The sequence below is a fragment of the Halovenus rubra genome (genome assembly GCF_026586665.1).
Classification (GTDB): Archaea; Halobacteriota; Halobacteria; order Halobacteriales; family Haloarculaceae; genus Halovenus; species Halovenus rubra.
In genome coordinates, this window is sequence record NZ_JAODIY010000009.1 from 108,265 (window position 1) to 122,317 (window position 14,053).

At 54.7% G+C, this 14,053-nt stretch carries 15 protein-coding genes and 1 tRNA gene; 8 read left to right on the top strand and 8 right to left on the bottom strand.

Annotation, left to right across the window (positions count from 1 at the left end):
• Positions 1 to 20: 20 nt before the first annotated feature.
• Together N5098_RS07470 and N5098_RS07475 are read right to left on the bottom strand one after the other, a co-directional pair.
• The gene (locus N5098_RS07470) at positions 21 to 659 is read right to left on the bottom strand and encodes a helix-turn-helix domain-containing protein (RefSeq protein ID WP_267637135.1); all 639 of its coding nucleotides are present in this window, start codon (positions 657 to 659) and stop codon (positions 21 to 23) included.
• Between the two features lie 63 nt (positions 660 to 722).
• Positions 723 to 1,334, bottom strand: a complete 612-nt coding sequence (locus N5098_RS07475; RefSeq protein ID WP_267637136.1) for a rhomboid family intramembrane serine protease — start codon at positions 1,332 to 1,334, stop codon at positions 723 to 725.
• Positions 1,335 to 1,677: 343 nt separating this feature from the next.
• On the opposite strand from N5098_RS07475, the gene N5098_RS07480 reads away from it, so the two are divergent.
• On the top strand, positions 1,678 to 2,121 hold the full coding sequence (locus N5098_RS07480; protein WP_267637137.1) for a DUF371 domain-containing protein: 444 nt from the start codon (positions 1,678 to 1,680) through the stop codon (positions 2,119 to 2,121).
• Here N5098_RS07480 and N5098_RS07485 read toward each other — a convergent pair whose 3' ends face one another.
• The 4 genes from N5098_RS07485 to N5098_RS07500 all read right to left on the bottom strand — a co-directional run bounded on the left by N5098_RS07485 (position 2,122) and on the right by N5098_RS07500 (position 6,438).
• Positions 2,122 to 3,201, bottom strand: coding sequence for an ABC transporter permease (locus N5098_RS07485; protein WP_267637138.1), 1,080 nt, complete (start codon positions 3,199 to 3,201; stop codon positions 2,122 to 2,124). It abuts the gene before it with no gap.
• Positions 3,194 to 5,125 carry an ABC transporter permease gene (locus N5098_RS07490; RefSeq protein WP_267637139.1) on the bottom strand — a complete coding sequence of 644 codons (1,932 nt, stop codon included), beginning with the start codon at positions 5,123 to 5,125 and terminating at the stop codon, positions 3,194 to 3,196. The genes N5098_RS07485 and N5098_RS07490 overlap by 8 nt, the downstream gene beginning before the upstream one ends.
• A gap of 2 nt (positions 5,126 to 5,127) precedes the next feature.
• Entirely contained in the window at positions 5,128 to 6,009 is an 882-nt protein-coding gene (locus N5098_RS07495) for an ABC transporter ATP-binding protein (RefSeq protein WP_267637141.1), read from the bottom strand.
• 81 nt (positions 6,010 to 6,090) lie between these two features.
• Positions 6,091 to 6,438: a DUF5811 family protein gene (locus N5098_RS07500; RefSeq protein ID WP_267637142.1), complete on the bottom strand. Its 348-nt coding sequence runs from the start codon at positions 6,436 to 6,438 to the stop codon at positions 6,091 to 6,093.
• Positions 6,439 to 6,549: 111 nt separating this feature from the next.
• On the opposite strand from N5098_RS07500, the gene N5098_RS07505 reads away from it, so the two are divergent.
• Genes N5098_RS07505 through N5098_RS07515 form a run of 3 tightly spaced genes read left to right on the top strand, consistent with a single transcriptional unit; the run spans position 6,550 to position 10,054 of the window.
• Complete coding sequence (locus N5098_RS07505; RefSeq protein WP_267637143.1) at positions 6,550 to 7,392, top strand: polyprenyl synthetase family protein; 843 nt, start codon at positions 6,550 to 6,552, stop codon at positions 7,390 to 7,392.
• Positions 7,393 to 7,439: 47 nt separating this feature from the next.
• Complete coding sequence (locus N5098_RS07510; protein ID WP_267637144.1) at positions 7,440 to 8,714, top strand: eIF2B alpha/beta/delta subunit family protein; 1,275 nt, start codon at positions 7,440 to 7,442, stop codon at positions 8,712 to 8,714.
• A gap of 50 nt (positions 8,715 to 8,764) precedes the next feature.
• The gene (locus tag N5098_RS07515; protein ID WP_267637146.1) at positions 8,765 to 10,054 is read left to right on the top strand and encodes a 5'-deoxyadenosine deaminase; all 1,290 of its coding nucleotides are present in this window, start codon (positions 8,765 to 8,767) and stop codon (positions 10,052 to 10,054) included.
• A gap of 92 nt (positions 10,055 to 10,146) precedes the next feature.
• Here the strand turns inward: N5098_RS07515 and N5098_RS07520 are convergent.
• Positions 10,147 to 10,231, bottom strand: a tRNA-Leu gene (locus N5098_RS07520).
• A 163-nt stretch (positions 10,232 to 10,394) separates the two neighbouring features.
• Between N5098_RS07520 and N5098_RS07525 the strand changes: the two genes are divergently transcribed.
• Both N5098_RS07525 and N5098_RS07530 read left to right on the top strand, forming a co-directional pair.
• The gene (locus N5098_RS07525; RefSeq protein ID WP_267637147.1) at positions 10,395 to 10,886 is read left to right on the top strand and encodes a helix-turn-helix domain-containing protein; all 492 of its coding nucleotides are present in this window, start codon (positions 10,395 to 10,397) and stop codon (positions 10,884 to 10,886) included.
• A 23-nt stretch (positions 10,887 to 10,909) separates the two neighbouring features.
• Positions 10,910 to 11,449 (top strand): HAD family hydrolase, encoded by a 540-nt coding sequence (locus N5098_RS07530; protein WP_267637148.1) that lies wholly within the window; start codon positions 10,910 to 10,912, stop codon positions 11,447 to 11,449.
• Between the two features lie 8 nt (positions 11,450 to 11,457).
• On the opposite strand, the gene N5098_RS07535 is transcribed toward N5098_RS07530, so the two are convergent.
• Positions 11,458 to 11,691, bottom strand: coding sequence for a DUF5822 domain-containing protein (locus N5098_RS07535; protein ID WP_368408002.1), 234 nt, complete (start codon positions 11,689 to 11,691; stop codon positions 11,458 to 11,460).
• A 345-nt stretch (positions 11,692 to 12,036) separates the two neighbouring features.
• Between N5098_RS07535 and N5098_RS07540 the strand changes: the two genes are divergently transcribed.
• Complete coding sequence (locus tag N5098_RS07540) at positions 12,037 to 12,798, top strand: ABC transporter ATP-binding protein (RefSeq protein WP_267637150.1); 762 nt, start codon at positions 12,037 to 12,039, stop codon at positions 12,796 to 12,798.
• The gene (locus tag N5098_RS07545) at positions 12,795 to 14,036 is read left to right on the top strand and encodes an ABC transporter permease (protein ID WP_267637151.1); all 1,242 of its coding nucleotides are present in this window, start codon (positions 12,795 to 12,797) and stop codon (positions 14,034 to 14,036) included. Before N5098_RS07540 ends, N5098_RS07545 begins: the two co-directional genes overlap by 4 nt.
• The last annotated feature ends 17 nt before the right edge of the window (positions 14,037 to 14,053 follow it).

The following is a 14,053-nucleotide window of genomic DNA, read 5'->3' on the forward strand; positions in this document are numbered from 1 at the left end:
TTCCCTACTGTTATGTATGGCTACTCTAGTATATCGACAAGCAATTTTCGCTGGGCGGCGACTAAATGCTCGGTAAAGGTTGACTGTGCAATACCCAAGGCATCGGCAACCTCAGTCGCGTTTGCACCCTTTGGCCGTTTAAAGTAGCCCATCTCGTAGGCAACAGTGAGAACTTCGAGTTGTCTCTCTGTGAGTTTGCCGCGATTAACGAAGACACGCTCTTCTGGAGAGCCTTCCAGTGGGGGCTGGAGCAGTCGCTGAACGTCGACGGGAGGGTACCGTTCCCGAAAACGATCCATTATCGATTGGAGCGTCTCGAAATCGGGCGCGTGGAAGACGAGCGTTAGTTGCCCATCTTCGGCACTATATCGGTGAATCGGGCACCCGTGCTCGCCAAGCGTCTCACAGGGACAGTTTACTGGCGGGTGATGGTGTGCTCTGAACACCGACCGATCCCCATATGAGAATACTGGCTCAATCCTGTCAGTTTCCTCAATATCTCCATCCGCGATGAACTCGGTGACGCTGTGTTCACTCTCCGAGGGGCTCGTGCTTGTTGACACCTGTTCGATGCGACCGTCAGCTGTGTGAGAGGCTGTCGCAATCGGACACTCACCGGGCGCTGTGAACGAGACGGTCGCTCGAATCCCATCGGACATTACTCTGTTTTCGCTTCGGACTGGGGGGATTTGTAGCTACTGCCATACAGAGACCAACTAACGCTACCGACTGTTTCCTGGGTCAAGTAGGTTCAGACTGCCAGCAAGTAGGCCGACCAGCAGACCTGTGAAGTGAGCAATAAGCGCTGCACCAGGTGAGGCCGTCACCAGAGTCAGTACCACCGCCAGCCCGAGAAAGACCAGCGATGAGAGCCAGCGTGGTACGTCGACAGTCGAACCGAGCATACCCGAGAGACGGTTGCCAGCAAGCAGATAGCCAAGGAGTGCAAATACGCCGCCACTCGCTCCAAGAACGCCCGGCGAGGCAGTGTATTCAACCAACGGAATCAGTGTGAATAGGTCGCTGAACACAATCTGAGAGATTCCAGCCAGCGCGCCGGCGGTGACGAAAAACGTATAAAATCGTGCTCTAGTCGTGAACATCGCAACCGGAAGCCCGAAGACGACAAGCGAGATTGCGTTAGAAATGAGGTGACCAAGGTGTTTATGAGCGAACACACTTGTGACCACAGTCCACGGGTTCTCCGTTACCGGCGGTTGAAGAACGAACAAGGGGCCGACAAGATCTGCGAACGCCGTGAGTACCTGTAACAGGTACACAACGACGAACAACAGGATGAGTTCGAAGATGGGGAAAACAGAGCGCGAGCTCATACAAACCTGTTTGGACGACTGATAGTTGAGTGTGTCGGCTGGTAGCGAAACATCTAAATTTCGGGACGGAGTTTGAGCTAATATGGACACAGAACAGTGGGTTGCGATATTCTTCGTCGTTCTAATGATTGGGTCAACTATCGCAATCAGCGTCGGATCGCTGATTTAACGTCGAGAAAGATAGACCGGACAACACCACAACGTAGGACGGCTGGCGTCTGTGAGCATCGTTTTATCTCCATCTAACGACTATGCTTTGAGTACCATAGCAACCAACGGTATCCCATCACAGGTAGCGTTTCGTACCGACTGATTCTTGAGCCCTGCTCTCTCACACCTCGCCATGAGCAACGACAGTGCGACACTGACCGAAACTGTAACTGCACACGGTCACGAGAACATTTCAGCAGAACACGAGAGTACATTCGAGGTGACTAGCGACGACTTTCTCACACCGGCTGGGGACTGTATCGTCGGTATCGAAGCCGGTCGGGTCCCCGAATCATTTGACGAGGCATTTGTCGAGGCTTGCCAGCACTCTGATTCGACGATAACAGTAACACTCGAAACAGTTGAGCACAGGGACCGTATCGAGGCCAGTGGTAGCCCCGACCTCACCTTCGAGAGCAATCGGAGTATGGTTATCCGGACAAGCGAGTACGTAGATGACAGAACAATCGCTGTAAAGGCAGATAAAGCCGCAAGCGACCTCAACCGATCGCTCGTGGGAGCACTGGCTGACGGTGAATCACTCACTCTCACTCTCACCGTCAAGGAGTCAAGATAATCACAGCGACTCGGCATCGAGGTGACTGACGTACTGCCTAACGAGGAGATATAACCCGATAGCGAGCGCTGTGAATGCCACAACGTGGCCCAGTGTCACGATTGTTGCGCTGTCGACAGCTAGCAGTGCGACTGTGCTGGCTGGATGTTCAGGAAGCACAAGCGTCGACCCGAACAAGAGAACAGCCAGCAGAGAGTAAAGCAGCTGTGCTTGCCGTCGCTGGCCAGTGACCACCCCAAGTGTTGTTCCAACAACTACAGTGAGTGTCGTAATCGCAGTTACAAACAGGAGTATGAGCCACATATTTTGGATACTGGTTCCATTAAATCGCAGGAGTAGCATCCAGACACCCGCCTGAATCGGCGCAATAGCAATCATTCCGACAGCCTTCCCGTCAACGATATCCACAAGCGAAACTGGAGACACCCGAAGTAGTTCGAGGGTTCCCTGTTCAATCTCTTCAGTGAGTGAGTCAACGACAATAGAGCCGCTGATAAACGCCGGCAAGAAGAGCAATAGTGGGAGCAAGATTGTGTAGGTGAACCCAAAGTACGAGCTCGACCCCACATCTTGTGGTACCTCGACGGGCGCTTGTTCGAGGTAGTCGACACGGTCGACGCGTTCGAGACGCTCCAGTTCTGTCAACAGTTCTCGAATGGTGACGACGATAAGCGTCGTCCGCAGGTCCTCAGCTGGAACCGCTGCCTCAACTTGGACTTTGCTAGCACCGCCTGCCGGGATACTCGACGTAGAGATGACGGCATCGACATCTCCGTTATCGAACAGCTCAAGTGCATCATCTCGGGTGGCTATTCGCTGTACTGAGACACCCTGCACCTCCGTTGACGCTTCCAGTAGTTCTTGCTCAACGTCACCCGAGACTGCGACCTCGATGTTGCTCCCGTCGACCGACTGTGGGTCGTACAGAGACGTGAGACCGACAACCAGAAACGACGAAAACCCAGCGATGAACAGCTGGATACAAATTGCCAGCACGATTGTCTTCTCGCGGCTGAGAGCGTTGATTTCCCGCTTAGCTATCGTCCATCGCGGATGCGAGAAAAAGCGGCGGTCAGACAAGCGTACTCACCACCGTCAAATTGTATCCGAGATGAACGAGCATCGCTAACCCGACGGCTAATGTATACTCTCGTTTCCCGCGTCTGGCCCCGACCGCAGAGATGGCTGCGGTGACGACGTGCAAAAGAAGAGGGGCGAACAAAAACAGCAGGGCCGTCAGCCCAGCAGGCCCCGGTATAATACCTCCCTGTAGTCCCGCATCGGCAACAGCGAGTTCCGGAAGGCCGACAAGCTGTGCAAGCAGTGCAACCTTTTCAGCGATGAAAAACCCAACACCGCTTGCAACTCCCAAAAAGAGGGCTGTTCGGCGACCGGACGCGAACAGTCCGTGGGTATAGCCAGCATAAATATGCAGGCTTTTTGCGAGTTCCTCGACGACAGCGACGACGATAAGAATAAGAATAATTGAGATTTCGCCAAGCGCGAACAGTAAGGCAATTGCGAGCAACTGGACGACAAACACAAATGGAATCAATCCAACTGTTAGTCCGCCGACTGCAATATACCGCCGTAGTGGCGTGATATTGACTGGAAGAATAGAGTCGAGACGGCCCGTAATCCATCCGGTGCCACCGGTTGCAGGAATCGGCCCGACAAGAGCATCAAGGACGCGGCCACGGAGTGAGCGTTGGTCAAACATATCTTCCTCGCGGTAGAGACCGGCTCCGAGCCCGAAAAACACGCCTGAGCAGAGCAGGGGCGGAGTCGTCGAAAACACAAACTCCGAAATCGCGATTGTCTCCGTCTGGAGCTCCCGGACAAGCAGTGTAAGCGGCGATATAAGAGCAACAGCACCCACATCGGTGAAGATTGCCGGGACAAAGGCATAACTGGTCAGTGTGACGGTGATAGTGACAGTCACAAACGTTAGCTCTTTGAACGACCGGGCGAACATCGCGCCGAGGAACGTCGCGCTGAGAAAGAGTAAGACCAGAGGCGTCACTGCAAGGATTGAGATAAAGCCGCCCGGCCGGCCATGAATAGCCAAAAAGAGGCCTGCGACGATAACAGACTCAAGAACCATTCCGCCAAGGAAATACGGCAACGTTTTGCCCCCGATAATATCGAACCGGCTCACTGGAGAAACCAACAACAGTTCGCCACGGCGGTTTGTCCGTTCAGAGAGAATCGTGCTTCCATACGCCTGAATAAGGAAATTCAGAGGGATAACAACCAGAAAGGCAAGCACAAGTGACTGAAACGGGAACGGTGGGTCGATATCAGACGGTGAACCGGACACAGATTCTTCGTTGAACGAGGCACCAAACCCACCAATTCCACCACCATTACTACCGCTACCGTCCGAATCGAGGGTTGGGCTTCCATCGCTTTCCCCACTGGAATCGCCATCTGTTCCATCGGTCGCGCCGGATTCACCGCTACGTTCTGTTTCACCCCCATCACTGTCGTCTCCGGTTTCAGCACTAGATTCGCTTTCTTCGTCCTCAGAGTCAGCTATTCGCAGCGACTCACCGAGCCCACCCTGCTCCCGGTAATCGAGGACGACAGAGACCGGAAACGCAGCCGTCTGGTTGACTTCCTGTCGTAACTCTCTGTTGTTGTACCGGTCGACTGAGCTCTGAAGTTGCTCGTAGGCGGCAACTCCCTTTGTCGTGTTCGCAAAGGTGATCAATCCAGGCTCGATGTAAAGTTCCACGTCACCAGACTCCACAGCTTTCACGTCACCGTCGCGCACGGCAAACGCGGATTCTGACTCAACTACCGCAGAGAACTGACTATCCTCATCAACCGAAACGCGGTACAGTCCCTCGTCGAGGCCGGTCTCGCCACTCATAACGAACGGAACCACCAGTGTGAACAGAGCAAGCGCAACGAGTGCAATCACCACGGTCTGGCGGTCAACACCACCGGCATTTTTCGTCACTTCCCAGCGAGCGATTCGGAGGAGTTTGCGTGGCCGCACAGTTACCCCTCCGAGTGTGACCGACTCTCTGCAACATTCAGGAAGACTTCTTCGAGACTCGACTCCTCGGTCCGAATGTCGATAACATCACCGCCTGCCTCTTCGGCGAGTGTTCGCGTTTCGTCGACAGCGTCCATCGATTCAACAATACGACGGTACTGCCCATTTTCTCTAACGCTGTCGGATACCTCGACAGTGGTGTAGACGTGGTACGTCGTCTCGCCGTGAGCGTCCTGTAGCTCCGCTAGGTCCCCGCGGGCGATAATTTCTCCATCGGCCATGATGGCGACGCGGTCACAGATAGACTCGACGTGAAAGAGGTTGTGAGCACTGAAGACGATGGTTTTTCCTTCTTTGGCTAACTGCTCTGTGAACTCGATGATGTAGTTCGTGGTAAGCGGGTCTAGACCACTCGCAGGCTCGTCATAAATCAACACGTCGGGATCGTTGACAAGCGAGCGAGTGATAGCGACCTTTCGTTTCATTCCCTTAGACATGTCCCCAATCTGGCGCTCTCGATGTTCGAGGTCGAGTTTATCGAGCGTTTCATGAATCCGTTCCTCAGCGACGGCGCCAGGGACATCATAGAGGTCTGCAAAAAAGGAGAGATACGATAGAGCCGTCATTTCCTCGTACAGTGGCGACTCCTCAGGGAGAAAACCGAGATCGTTCCGCATTTCGGTTTCGGCGGTGTCGTACCCAGCAACCTGCGCAGTTCCGCTAGTCGGGTCGAGAAGGCCAGCTAACATTTTCAGGGTAGTCGTCTTCCCGGCACCGTTCGGTCCGACAATACCGAATACGTCGCCATCATCGACAGTGAACGAACTACCCTCAACAGCAACAAAGTCACCGTACTCCTTGCGCAAGTCGTCTGCCGATATCATCGAACTGTAGTAATGAACGCGGACAGGTATAGCTTCCCCCGGGTTTTAGACACTATTGACGTTTACCCCAGCCAAGGGCTGTTACTTTGCGGTTGGCGTGTCGTTTTCGCTCATTGCGTCTTTGACTTGGAGTGCAGCGCTAGCTGCAAGACCTGTTGCGATATCGTCACGCTCTTCAGGTGAGATTGTGACATCGTCGTCCGGTGAGTAATCCGCACTCACGACGTGACCAACTGGCGGCTGCACTGCAATCGTCGCCCGCGGGCCACTTGTCCCAGGAACGATTTCAGACCCCACGACGAACTCTCCCGGAAGCAGTTCACGCGTCCGCGATGCGACATTCGAGAGGCCGTTACGGAGGTTCTCGCGTTCCTCCGGTGTCAGCTCGACAGCCGACGACTCGTCTCCGATTGGGGAGTTTCCATACATACAGCTTCTTCTCACGTTTATCGGACACAGCGTAATAAAACCGCCGACTGTCAGTGCTCAGGCGAGCCACCTTCGTTACGTACTTGAGCGACCGTTCCTTACGCGAAGGTGATGGAGAACGTGACCCGCCACCAGGACCGAATCGAGCAACGCCTCGAGACGGCCCTCGCGGCGGTCGAGCCGCCCGAGCTTCGTGACCAAGTAGAGCACGTGGTTTTCTCAGGCGGGAAGCGCGTCCGACCGAACATCACGCTACTCATCTGTGATGTACTCGACGGCGACATCGACAACGCGATGGATTTTGCCGCTGGCATCGAACTCATCCACAGCGCTTCGCTTGTTATCGATGATATCATTGATGAATCAGAGCTCAGGCGTGGAACCGACTCTGCCTGGGCGGCCTATGGCCACCCCAGCGCGATTATCGCATCCAACGGACTGATTGGTGAGGCTCTTGCCCTGTTTACTAAAGAGCCTGAAGCGATGCAAGCTGTGACTGAAGCAATGGCAGAGCTGGGAGGGGGCGAAGCGACAGAGATAGCTGACAAACCTGACTCCGAGACAGCGTACATGAAGCTAGCTCGGCGCAAGACAGGTGCATTATTCCGAGCCTCTGCTGAACTCGGGGCGATTGCCGCCGACGCAGATCCATACACCGTTGAAGCCTTCGGACAGTACGCCGAGCGAGTCGGCGTCGCCTTCCAGATACGTGATGACGTGCTTGATGCGACCGCCGACGCCGAAACGCTCGGAAAGCCAACCCAACACGACGCAACAAAGGAACGCCCGTCAATCGTCGAAGTCACTGGACTTTCGACCGAGGAGGCAAACGAGCGCGCTCGCAAAGAGACCGACCGTGCCCTCGAAGCGCTCGAAGCAGCAAAGGTCGACAACAAGGAGACAGTCGAGTATCTCGAAAGTCTTGCGTACTTTGTTGTCGAACGCCAGCGCTGACGTGCACCGGGAGATGGCTTCTTTACTCGTCACACCGAAAAGAGTGTATGCAACCGACGCCTGTCGTTCTTTCTTTCATCCGTCACGACGGAGAGGTGCTTCTCTCCGCGCCAATCGACTCTTCTGAGGAGGTGCCTGTCCCCTATCTAAAAGGGTGTTCAGCTGAGAGCGCCACGTCTGCTATCGAGTCTGAAACAGAAATCCAGTCATGTCAGGTCATGCTCGTGCGGGAGGGAAGCATAATCGAGAATCGCAAAGGGATCGGCCACATGCAGCGGACATCCACCGCCGAAAGGACTCACGAGCACCACCACGCAGAGAGGCCATCTCAGATCTATCCACTTCTGTTCAACTATCTCGATGATAGACCTCCCCAGTCAGAGTGGGTTCCACCAACTGCACTCCGACAGCGAGAGCAAGGTCTTCTCTGGCGGGCATACACTCGTGTTAGACCAACTATCAGCTCAATCAAAAGAGACACAGAGTCGGGGTCAGCGACGCTTTCGATACGCGCACTCGAAGTTCTGCGTGACGAGGCAGCACTGCTTGTCCGAGATGAAAGCGAGTTTGACACCATCGAGGAGGTTGCACGGAAACTTGCCACGGTACGGCCCTCGATGACCGCAGTGTCGAACCGGATCGGCCGAGTAGTGGCTGACCTCGATTCCCTGAAGCCAGAGCAAACGATCACGCGAGCCACCAAAGCGATAACCCGGGCACTCACAGCAGATGCGGAGGCAGCTTTGCGAGCAGGAGACCGAATAGAGAACCAACGAGTAGCCACACTCTCACGGTCAGAAACTGTTCTCCGTGCGCTGACCGACGGCGACCCGAACGCAGTTCTCGTCGCCGAGTCTCGCCCGGGTGGCGAAGGAGTCAGCGCTGCCAAGCAGATTCAACCGAACCGACTGGTTGTTGTAACAAGTGATGCGGCGTTTCCGGGGCAGTTGTCAGACTGGGGTGCGGAGACGGTCCTCGTAGGCGCGGATTCGATACTCTCGGATGGCGCTGTCGTCAACAAAGTTGGAACGTTCCCGGCCGCACTGTCCGCCACCCGACACAATATTTCTCTGATTGTTGTTGCCGCCAGCGACAAGATATCCCCAAGCACTGCGTTTGACCCAGACCCAAGAGATGGGGCTGAGATAGGCTGCGAGTCATCGACTCTCGAAGTTCGCAATCCAACGTTCGAACGAACACCACCGTCGTATGTCGATACGTTCGTAACTGAACGTGGCATACTGGGAACCTCTGAGATTCAAGCGATTGCGAACGAACACGCGAACTATCACTCGTTTCTCAGCAGCGACGAGACTACGTAACTCGATTGTAGTCCCCCAACTACTACATTCTGGGCCACATAGGCAAAATGATGTTACTCTCTGGAACGGTCATTGCCGATTCGGAAACTGTTCTCGATGACGGGGCCGTCGTCACTGCAGACAATGAAATCATCTTTCTTGGGGCGCGGACCGAGGCGCTTGATCGTTATCCCGGTCATGAACACCGCGAGTTTGATATTCTTGCTCCGGGAATGGTTGGGGCACACATCCACAGCGTTCAGAGTCTGGGGCGCGGTCTCGCCGACGACGAAGAACTGCTTGACTGGTTGTTCGACCACGTTCTTCCGATGGAGGCGTCGATGGACGCTGAAGCGATGGAGGTAGCGGCGCTGCTTGGCTATCTCGAATGTATTGAGAGCGGTGTGACAACAGTGGTTGACCATCTTTCTGTGAACCACGCCGAGACGGCTTTTGAGGCCGCTGGGACCGTCGGAATCCGTGGACGGCTCGGTAAAGTGTTAATGGACAAAGAGTCCCCCGAAGGACTACTAGAAAAGACTGTGGCGGGCTTACAAGAGTCTGAACGCCTCATCGAACAGTATCACGGCGCGTTCGAGGACCGAATTAGATACGCCGTGACGCCTCGATTTGCCGTCACCTGTTCAGAGGAGTGTCTTCGAGGGGCACGAGAGCTTGCGGACGAGTACAAAGGAGTGCGATTACACACACACGCGAGCGAGAACCGTGGCGAGTGTGCGACTGTCCGTGAGGAAACCGGGCGAGAGAATATTGAATGGCTCCACGAAGTCGGGTTGACTGGTCCGGACGTGCTACTTGCACACTGCGTTTGGACGACCGAACACGAGCGCGACCTGCTAGCAGAGACTGACACAAACGTTGTCCACTGTCCCTCAGCGAATATGAAGCTTGCAAGCGGTGTCGCGCCGATTGAAGCCTATCGCGAGCGTGGCATCACTGTCGGCCTCGGGAATGACGGGCCACCATGTAACAATACGCTCGACCCGTTTACCGAGATGCGGCAGGCAAGTCTACTTGCAAAAGTCGATACGCTGGACTCAACTGCGCTACCGGCGAGTGCTATCTTCGAGATGGCAACCCGAAACGGTGCACAGATGGCTGGCTTTGAGACTGTGGGGATGCTCCACGAAGGCTGGAAAGCAGATATTATCGGAATCTCTACCGCGACATCGCGGGCGACGCCAATTTACGACCCACTGTCTCATTTGGTGTTTTCGGCCCACGGTGACGATGTCGAATTTACCATGATTGATGGTCACATCCGCTACGATGGGAGCCATACGACCGTCGACGCCGATACAATACGCAACCGCGCACAAGCCTTAGCACAGCAGTATTGAGGCCTCTACGGATTGTTCAACTGTCCAGAGAACGGCCAGAGCGCGTTTCCTACTGATACAACTCAGTACGATAGTAAAGCGACCGAAGAAAGTGCGTGGGACCGGATTCGAACCGGCGGACCTCTACAGGACAGCGCCCTCAACGCTGCGCCGTTGGCCTGGCTTGGCTACCCACGCCCTGCATCATATTCTCTCCGGCGGTGGATAAAAGCACTTTCGTTTGCGACTCGTGATGTGATTACCTTACACGGGTCGTGCCCCAATGGACGCTGTCGGTGTCTAGCTATCGCTACTGAGACAGCATAGAAGAGTTAAATAGGGCGAATCGTCTAGCGTTCGCATGGCCAAGTATTCGACAGGTAGCAGTGAGAGTGGTTCCGCGGGAAGTTGTGAACTCTGTGGGGCTTCAGATGCAGAGCTACGAACAGCGAATGTAGCCGGAGCACAACTTGAAGTGTGTGGAAACTGCGCCCAACACGACGACAACACCGCCACAGAAAATGACGGTGATGATCAGCGAAACCGCTCGAAGGAAGCCGCACAGAACATGGCGAAGATGCACGACGCTGCCAAACAGGATTCATCTCACTGGGAAAGTGGTGCTGATTATGACGACGACCAGCTCCCCTACCTCATCTCAGACTACGATGAAGTAATCACCTCCGCCCGACAGGAAGCTGGCTACCAGCTTGAAGAGCTTGCGGGCGAGCTGGGAGTCGACGACGGTGATGTGCTTGCGCTCGAGCAGGGCCGAGCCACGCAGGCTGGTGTCGGCGGCAGTGTTGTCGCAGCCATCGAAAAGTTCCTCGATCTCAATCTGGTTGAAGAGTGACTGCCCACCTGTCTCTCTGATACATGGATTCGTACGATGCTGTTGTCTACGACCTTGATGGGACGCTCGTCCAGCTTGATGTGGACTGGGAGGCTGCGAGACATGACGTTGCTGTCGCTTTACAAGAACACAATGTTGACACTCAAAACCAGAACCTCTGGGAGTTACTGGAGCGAGGTGGCGCTGACGGGTTCGAGCATATCGTCGAACGTGAGCTTGCGCGTCACGAACACGATGGCGCACGCACCTCGACGCTCCTCGAAACGGCAGCGGGGCTTCCCCATACTGTTCCAACAGGCATCTGTTCACTAAACTGTGAGTCAGCCTGTCGTCTCGCGCTTGATGAACACGATATCGCAGGCCACATCGACGCAGTTGTGGGCCGCGATACGGTGGGGAGCAAAAAACCAGCTCCGGAACCGTTACTAGAAACGCTCGGCGAGCTTGGCGTTTCTTCGAAGAATGTACTCTTCATCGGAGACTCCGAAAGAGATGAACTCGCTGCCGACCGCGCGGGACTCGACTTTAGATACGTCAAAACGCATCTCGATACTAGCTACTGACAGAGTCTTCACTCCTGCTTTCGGCGAGCGTAGATGTAGAGCCCGGAAGCGATGGCAAACCAGATAACAGATCCGACACCGAGTGCAAACCGCGCCCGCTCGGGCCACGTCTGGAGGTCTGCACCGACCGAGAGGAGAGTGACTAGCGGGGCCCCGGCGATGATACTGGTGATAAACGTCACCTGCATAATCCAACCGTAGTCGATTCCGTCTGGGTCAGTCCGTTTTACCTCCGGTGTCACTTTCTATGCTACTGCTACTTTGAATAAGGACTTGACGGTTCTCACATTCGCTAAACGCTTCTGATATTGGTGTTTGTCTGTATGACTAGAGGGTTCCGGTTCGTCTATTCTTGATAGCTAGCAAAGACAGAAAGGGTCGTGGCCGTATTCTGTATAGATAACGATGCAACAGACCCAGATGGTCAACAGATATCGGCTGCCGACCCACAGACACCAACTCTGTTTCCGGATTCGAAGGCCTCGGATAAGTTATCGAGCAACCAGCGTTCATTCAGGCCGTGAGCGGTTCAATCGTTTGTTCAGTGAGAGAGATAACCAGAGTGTCAAAAGAAAACCAACCTACTGATGTCACAGGCAGAACCAACACACCGAAAGAACAAAGTCGGAGACACTGATGCGACTGTCAGATTTAGCGGAGTACAGCGGACGTATTATCTGGGGGAGCCGGTGCACGCATTAGATGAGGTCTCACTTTCGCTGCCAGAGGGGTCGTTTACGGCTGTGATGGGACCGTCTGGTTCTGGCAAGAGCACGTTGATGAATATGGTGGGCTGTCTTGATACTCCGGATGATGGGACAGTCACAGTCAACGGGCAGGACGTGGGAGCGCTTTCGGACGGCAAGCGGGCACGACTGCGGGGAAGCGAACTCGGATTTATTTTCCAGCAGTTCAACTTGCTGCCACGGTTGACCGCAGCCGAGAATGTGACGTTGCCGATGGTGTTCCAGAACGTTGTCGGTGAAAGTCGACGCGACCGGGCGAAGACACTGTTGGCTCGCGTTGGTCTTGGGGACCGCTTAGACCACACGCCACCAGAATTATCGGGGGGCCAACGCCAGCGTGTCGCGATTGCGCGGGCACTCGTCAACGAGCCGTCAGTGATTCTTGCCGACGAACCCACTGGAAATCTCGACACGGAAACGGGCAGCGAAATCATGGAGTTGTTTGCCGAACTCCACGACGACGGCAGTACCATTTTGATGGTCACTCACGAACGCCACATCGCTGAACACGCCGATCGCATTATCCACCTCGTTGACGGACAGATTGAAGAAATCGAGCACGTCACTGAGAACCCGCCAGTCCAAGGGAGTGAGACTGCATGAAGATTGCAGAGAGCTTTCGCATCAGTTGGCGGTCCATTACTGGGCATAAGCTTCGGTCGACGCTGACGACGCTGGGTATTATCCTCGGTATCGGTGCGGTTATCGTCTTCATGGTTCTCGGGGGTGGCTTTGAGAAAGATATCATCGGTGAGTTCGAGGGTGAAGAATCTACTTCGATACAGGTTATAACCACCACAGAAAGCAATTTTGGGCAGGGGACCGCGCAAAATAAGATCTACACGGAGCATGATATGGAAGCAATCGGGGAGATTGACGGTGTCGATTGGGTTGCTCCGGACGGGAGCTTACAAGTCGTCCAACTCTCGCATCAGGGTAAAACAGTGACGGGCGGTGGCGCTGGGTCCACATTCAGCGTCACTGCAACGAATCCTGACCGGTTCCGAGCAGACCTCTTCGAGATGACTGCAGGAGAACCATTTGAAAAGGGTGCAATGGACCAAGCTGTCGTGAACGAAAACTTTGTCAAACTCTACGACGGCGACGTCAGCGTCGGTGACGAGGTAGAGCTTGATTTCCGCAATAAGCCATCTCAAACAGTCACCGTTACCGGTATCGTTAACGATGACACCGGAAACGGAATTCCCCCACGGGTACACGTCGACCTCCAGCACTATGAGACCACCGTCCAAACACCACGCGGAGCCGAAGAACGAGCCTTTTCGTACCTTTTGGTGAACGCGGAGAGTTTGGACCAAGTAGACCAGGTCAAAAAAGATATACAGGGATACTTCGATGGTGACTCAGATGCGAGAGCACTGAAAGGCGATGAACAGACCATCGAAGCACAGACCACCGAGGATGCAATTGAGCAATTCCAGCAGATTGTCGACCAGATAGCGATTCTCCTTGGCGGAATTGCCGGAATTTCGCTGATTGTTGGGTCTATCGGGATTGCGAACATTATGATTGTAAGCGTCACCGAACGGACGCGGGAAATCGGCATCATGAAAGCTGTCGGTGCACGCAAGCGTGATATTATCCAGTTGTTCCTCGTCGAGTCCATTATTCTCGGCGCGGTCGGTGCTGCTCTCGGTGTGATTACTGGTCTCGGAATTGGCTACATTGGAATTTCAGTTGCCGGCTGGCCGATGGCCTATCCCACTACTTGGATACTGATTGCAGTCGCTGTCGGTATCTTTGTCGGCGTCCTCTCGGGGTCCTATCCGGCCTATCGCGCCGCACGCGTCGACCCAATTGAAGCCCTCCGACGGGAGTAATTCCCGGCCCTCAGGAT

Bases quoted from the DNA above. Each gene is read 5' to 3' on its own strand.
- N5098_RS07470 (WP_267637135.1), bottom strand. From the start codon at position 659: ATGTCCGATGGGATTCGAGCGACCGTCTCGTTCACAGCGCCCGGTGAG.
- N5098_RS07475 (WP_267637136.1), bottom strand. From the start codon at position 1,334: ATGAGCTCGCGCTCTGTTTTCCCCATCTTCGAACTCATCCTGTTGTTC.
- N5098_RS07480 (WP_267637137.1), top strand. From the start codon at position 1,678: ATGAGCAACGACAGTGCGACACTGACCGAAACTGTAACTGCACACGGT.
- N5098_RS07495 (WP_267637141.1), bottom strand. From the start codon at position 6,009: ATGATATCGGCAGACGACTTGCGCAAGGAGTACGGTGACTTTGTTGCT.
- N5098_RS07500 (WP_267637142.1), bottom strand. From the start codon at position 6,438: ATGTATGGAAACTCCCCAATCGGAGACGAGTCGTCGGCTGTCGAGCTG.
- N5098_RS07505 (WP_267637143.1), top strand. From the start codon at position 6,550: ATGGAGAACGTGACCCGCCACCAGGACCGAATCGAGCAACGCCTCGAG.
- N5098_RS07510 (WP_267637144.1), top strand. From the start codon at position 7,440: ATGCAACCGACGCCTGTCGTTCTTTCTTTCATCCGTCACGACGGAGAG.
- N5098_RS07515 (WP_267637146.1), top strand. From the start codon at position 8,765: ATGTTACTCTCTGGAACGGTCATTGCCGATTCGGAAACTGTTCTCGAT.
- N5098_RS07525 (WP_267637147.1), top strand. From the start codon at position 10,395: ATGGCCAAGTATTCGACAGGTAGCAGTGAGAGTGGTTCCGCGGGAAGT.
- N5098_RS07530 (WP_267637148.1), top strand. From the start codon at position 10,910: ATGGATTCGTACGATGCTGTTGTCTACGACCTTGATGGGACGCTCGTC.
- N5098_RS07540 (WP_267637150.1), top strand. From the start codon at position 12,037: ATGTCACAGGCAGAACCAACACACCGAAAGAACAAAGTCGGAGACACT.
- N5098_RS07545 (WP_267637151.1), top strand. From the start codon at position 12,795: ATGAAGATTGCAGAGAGCTTTCGCATCAGTTGGCGGTCCATTACTGGG.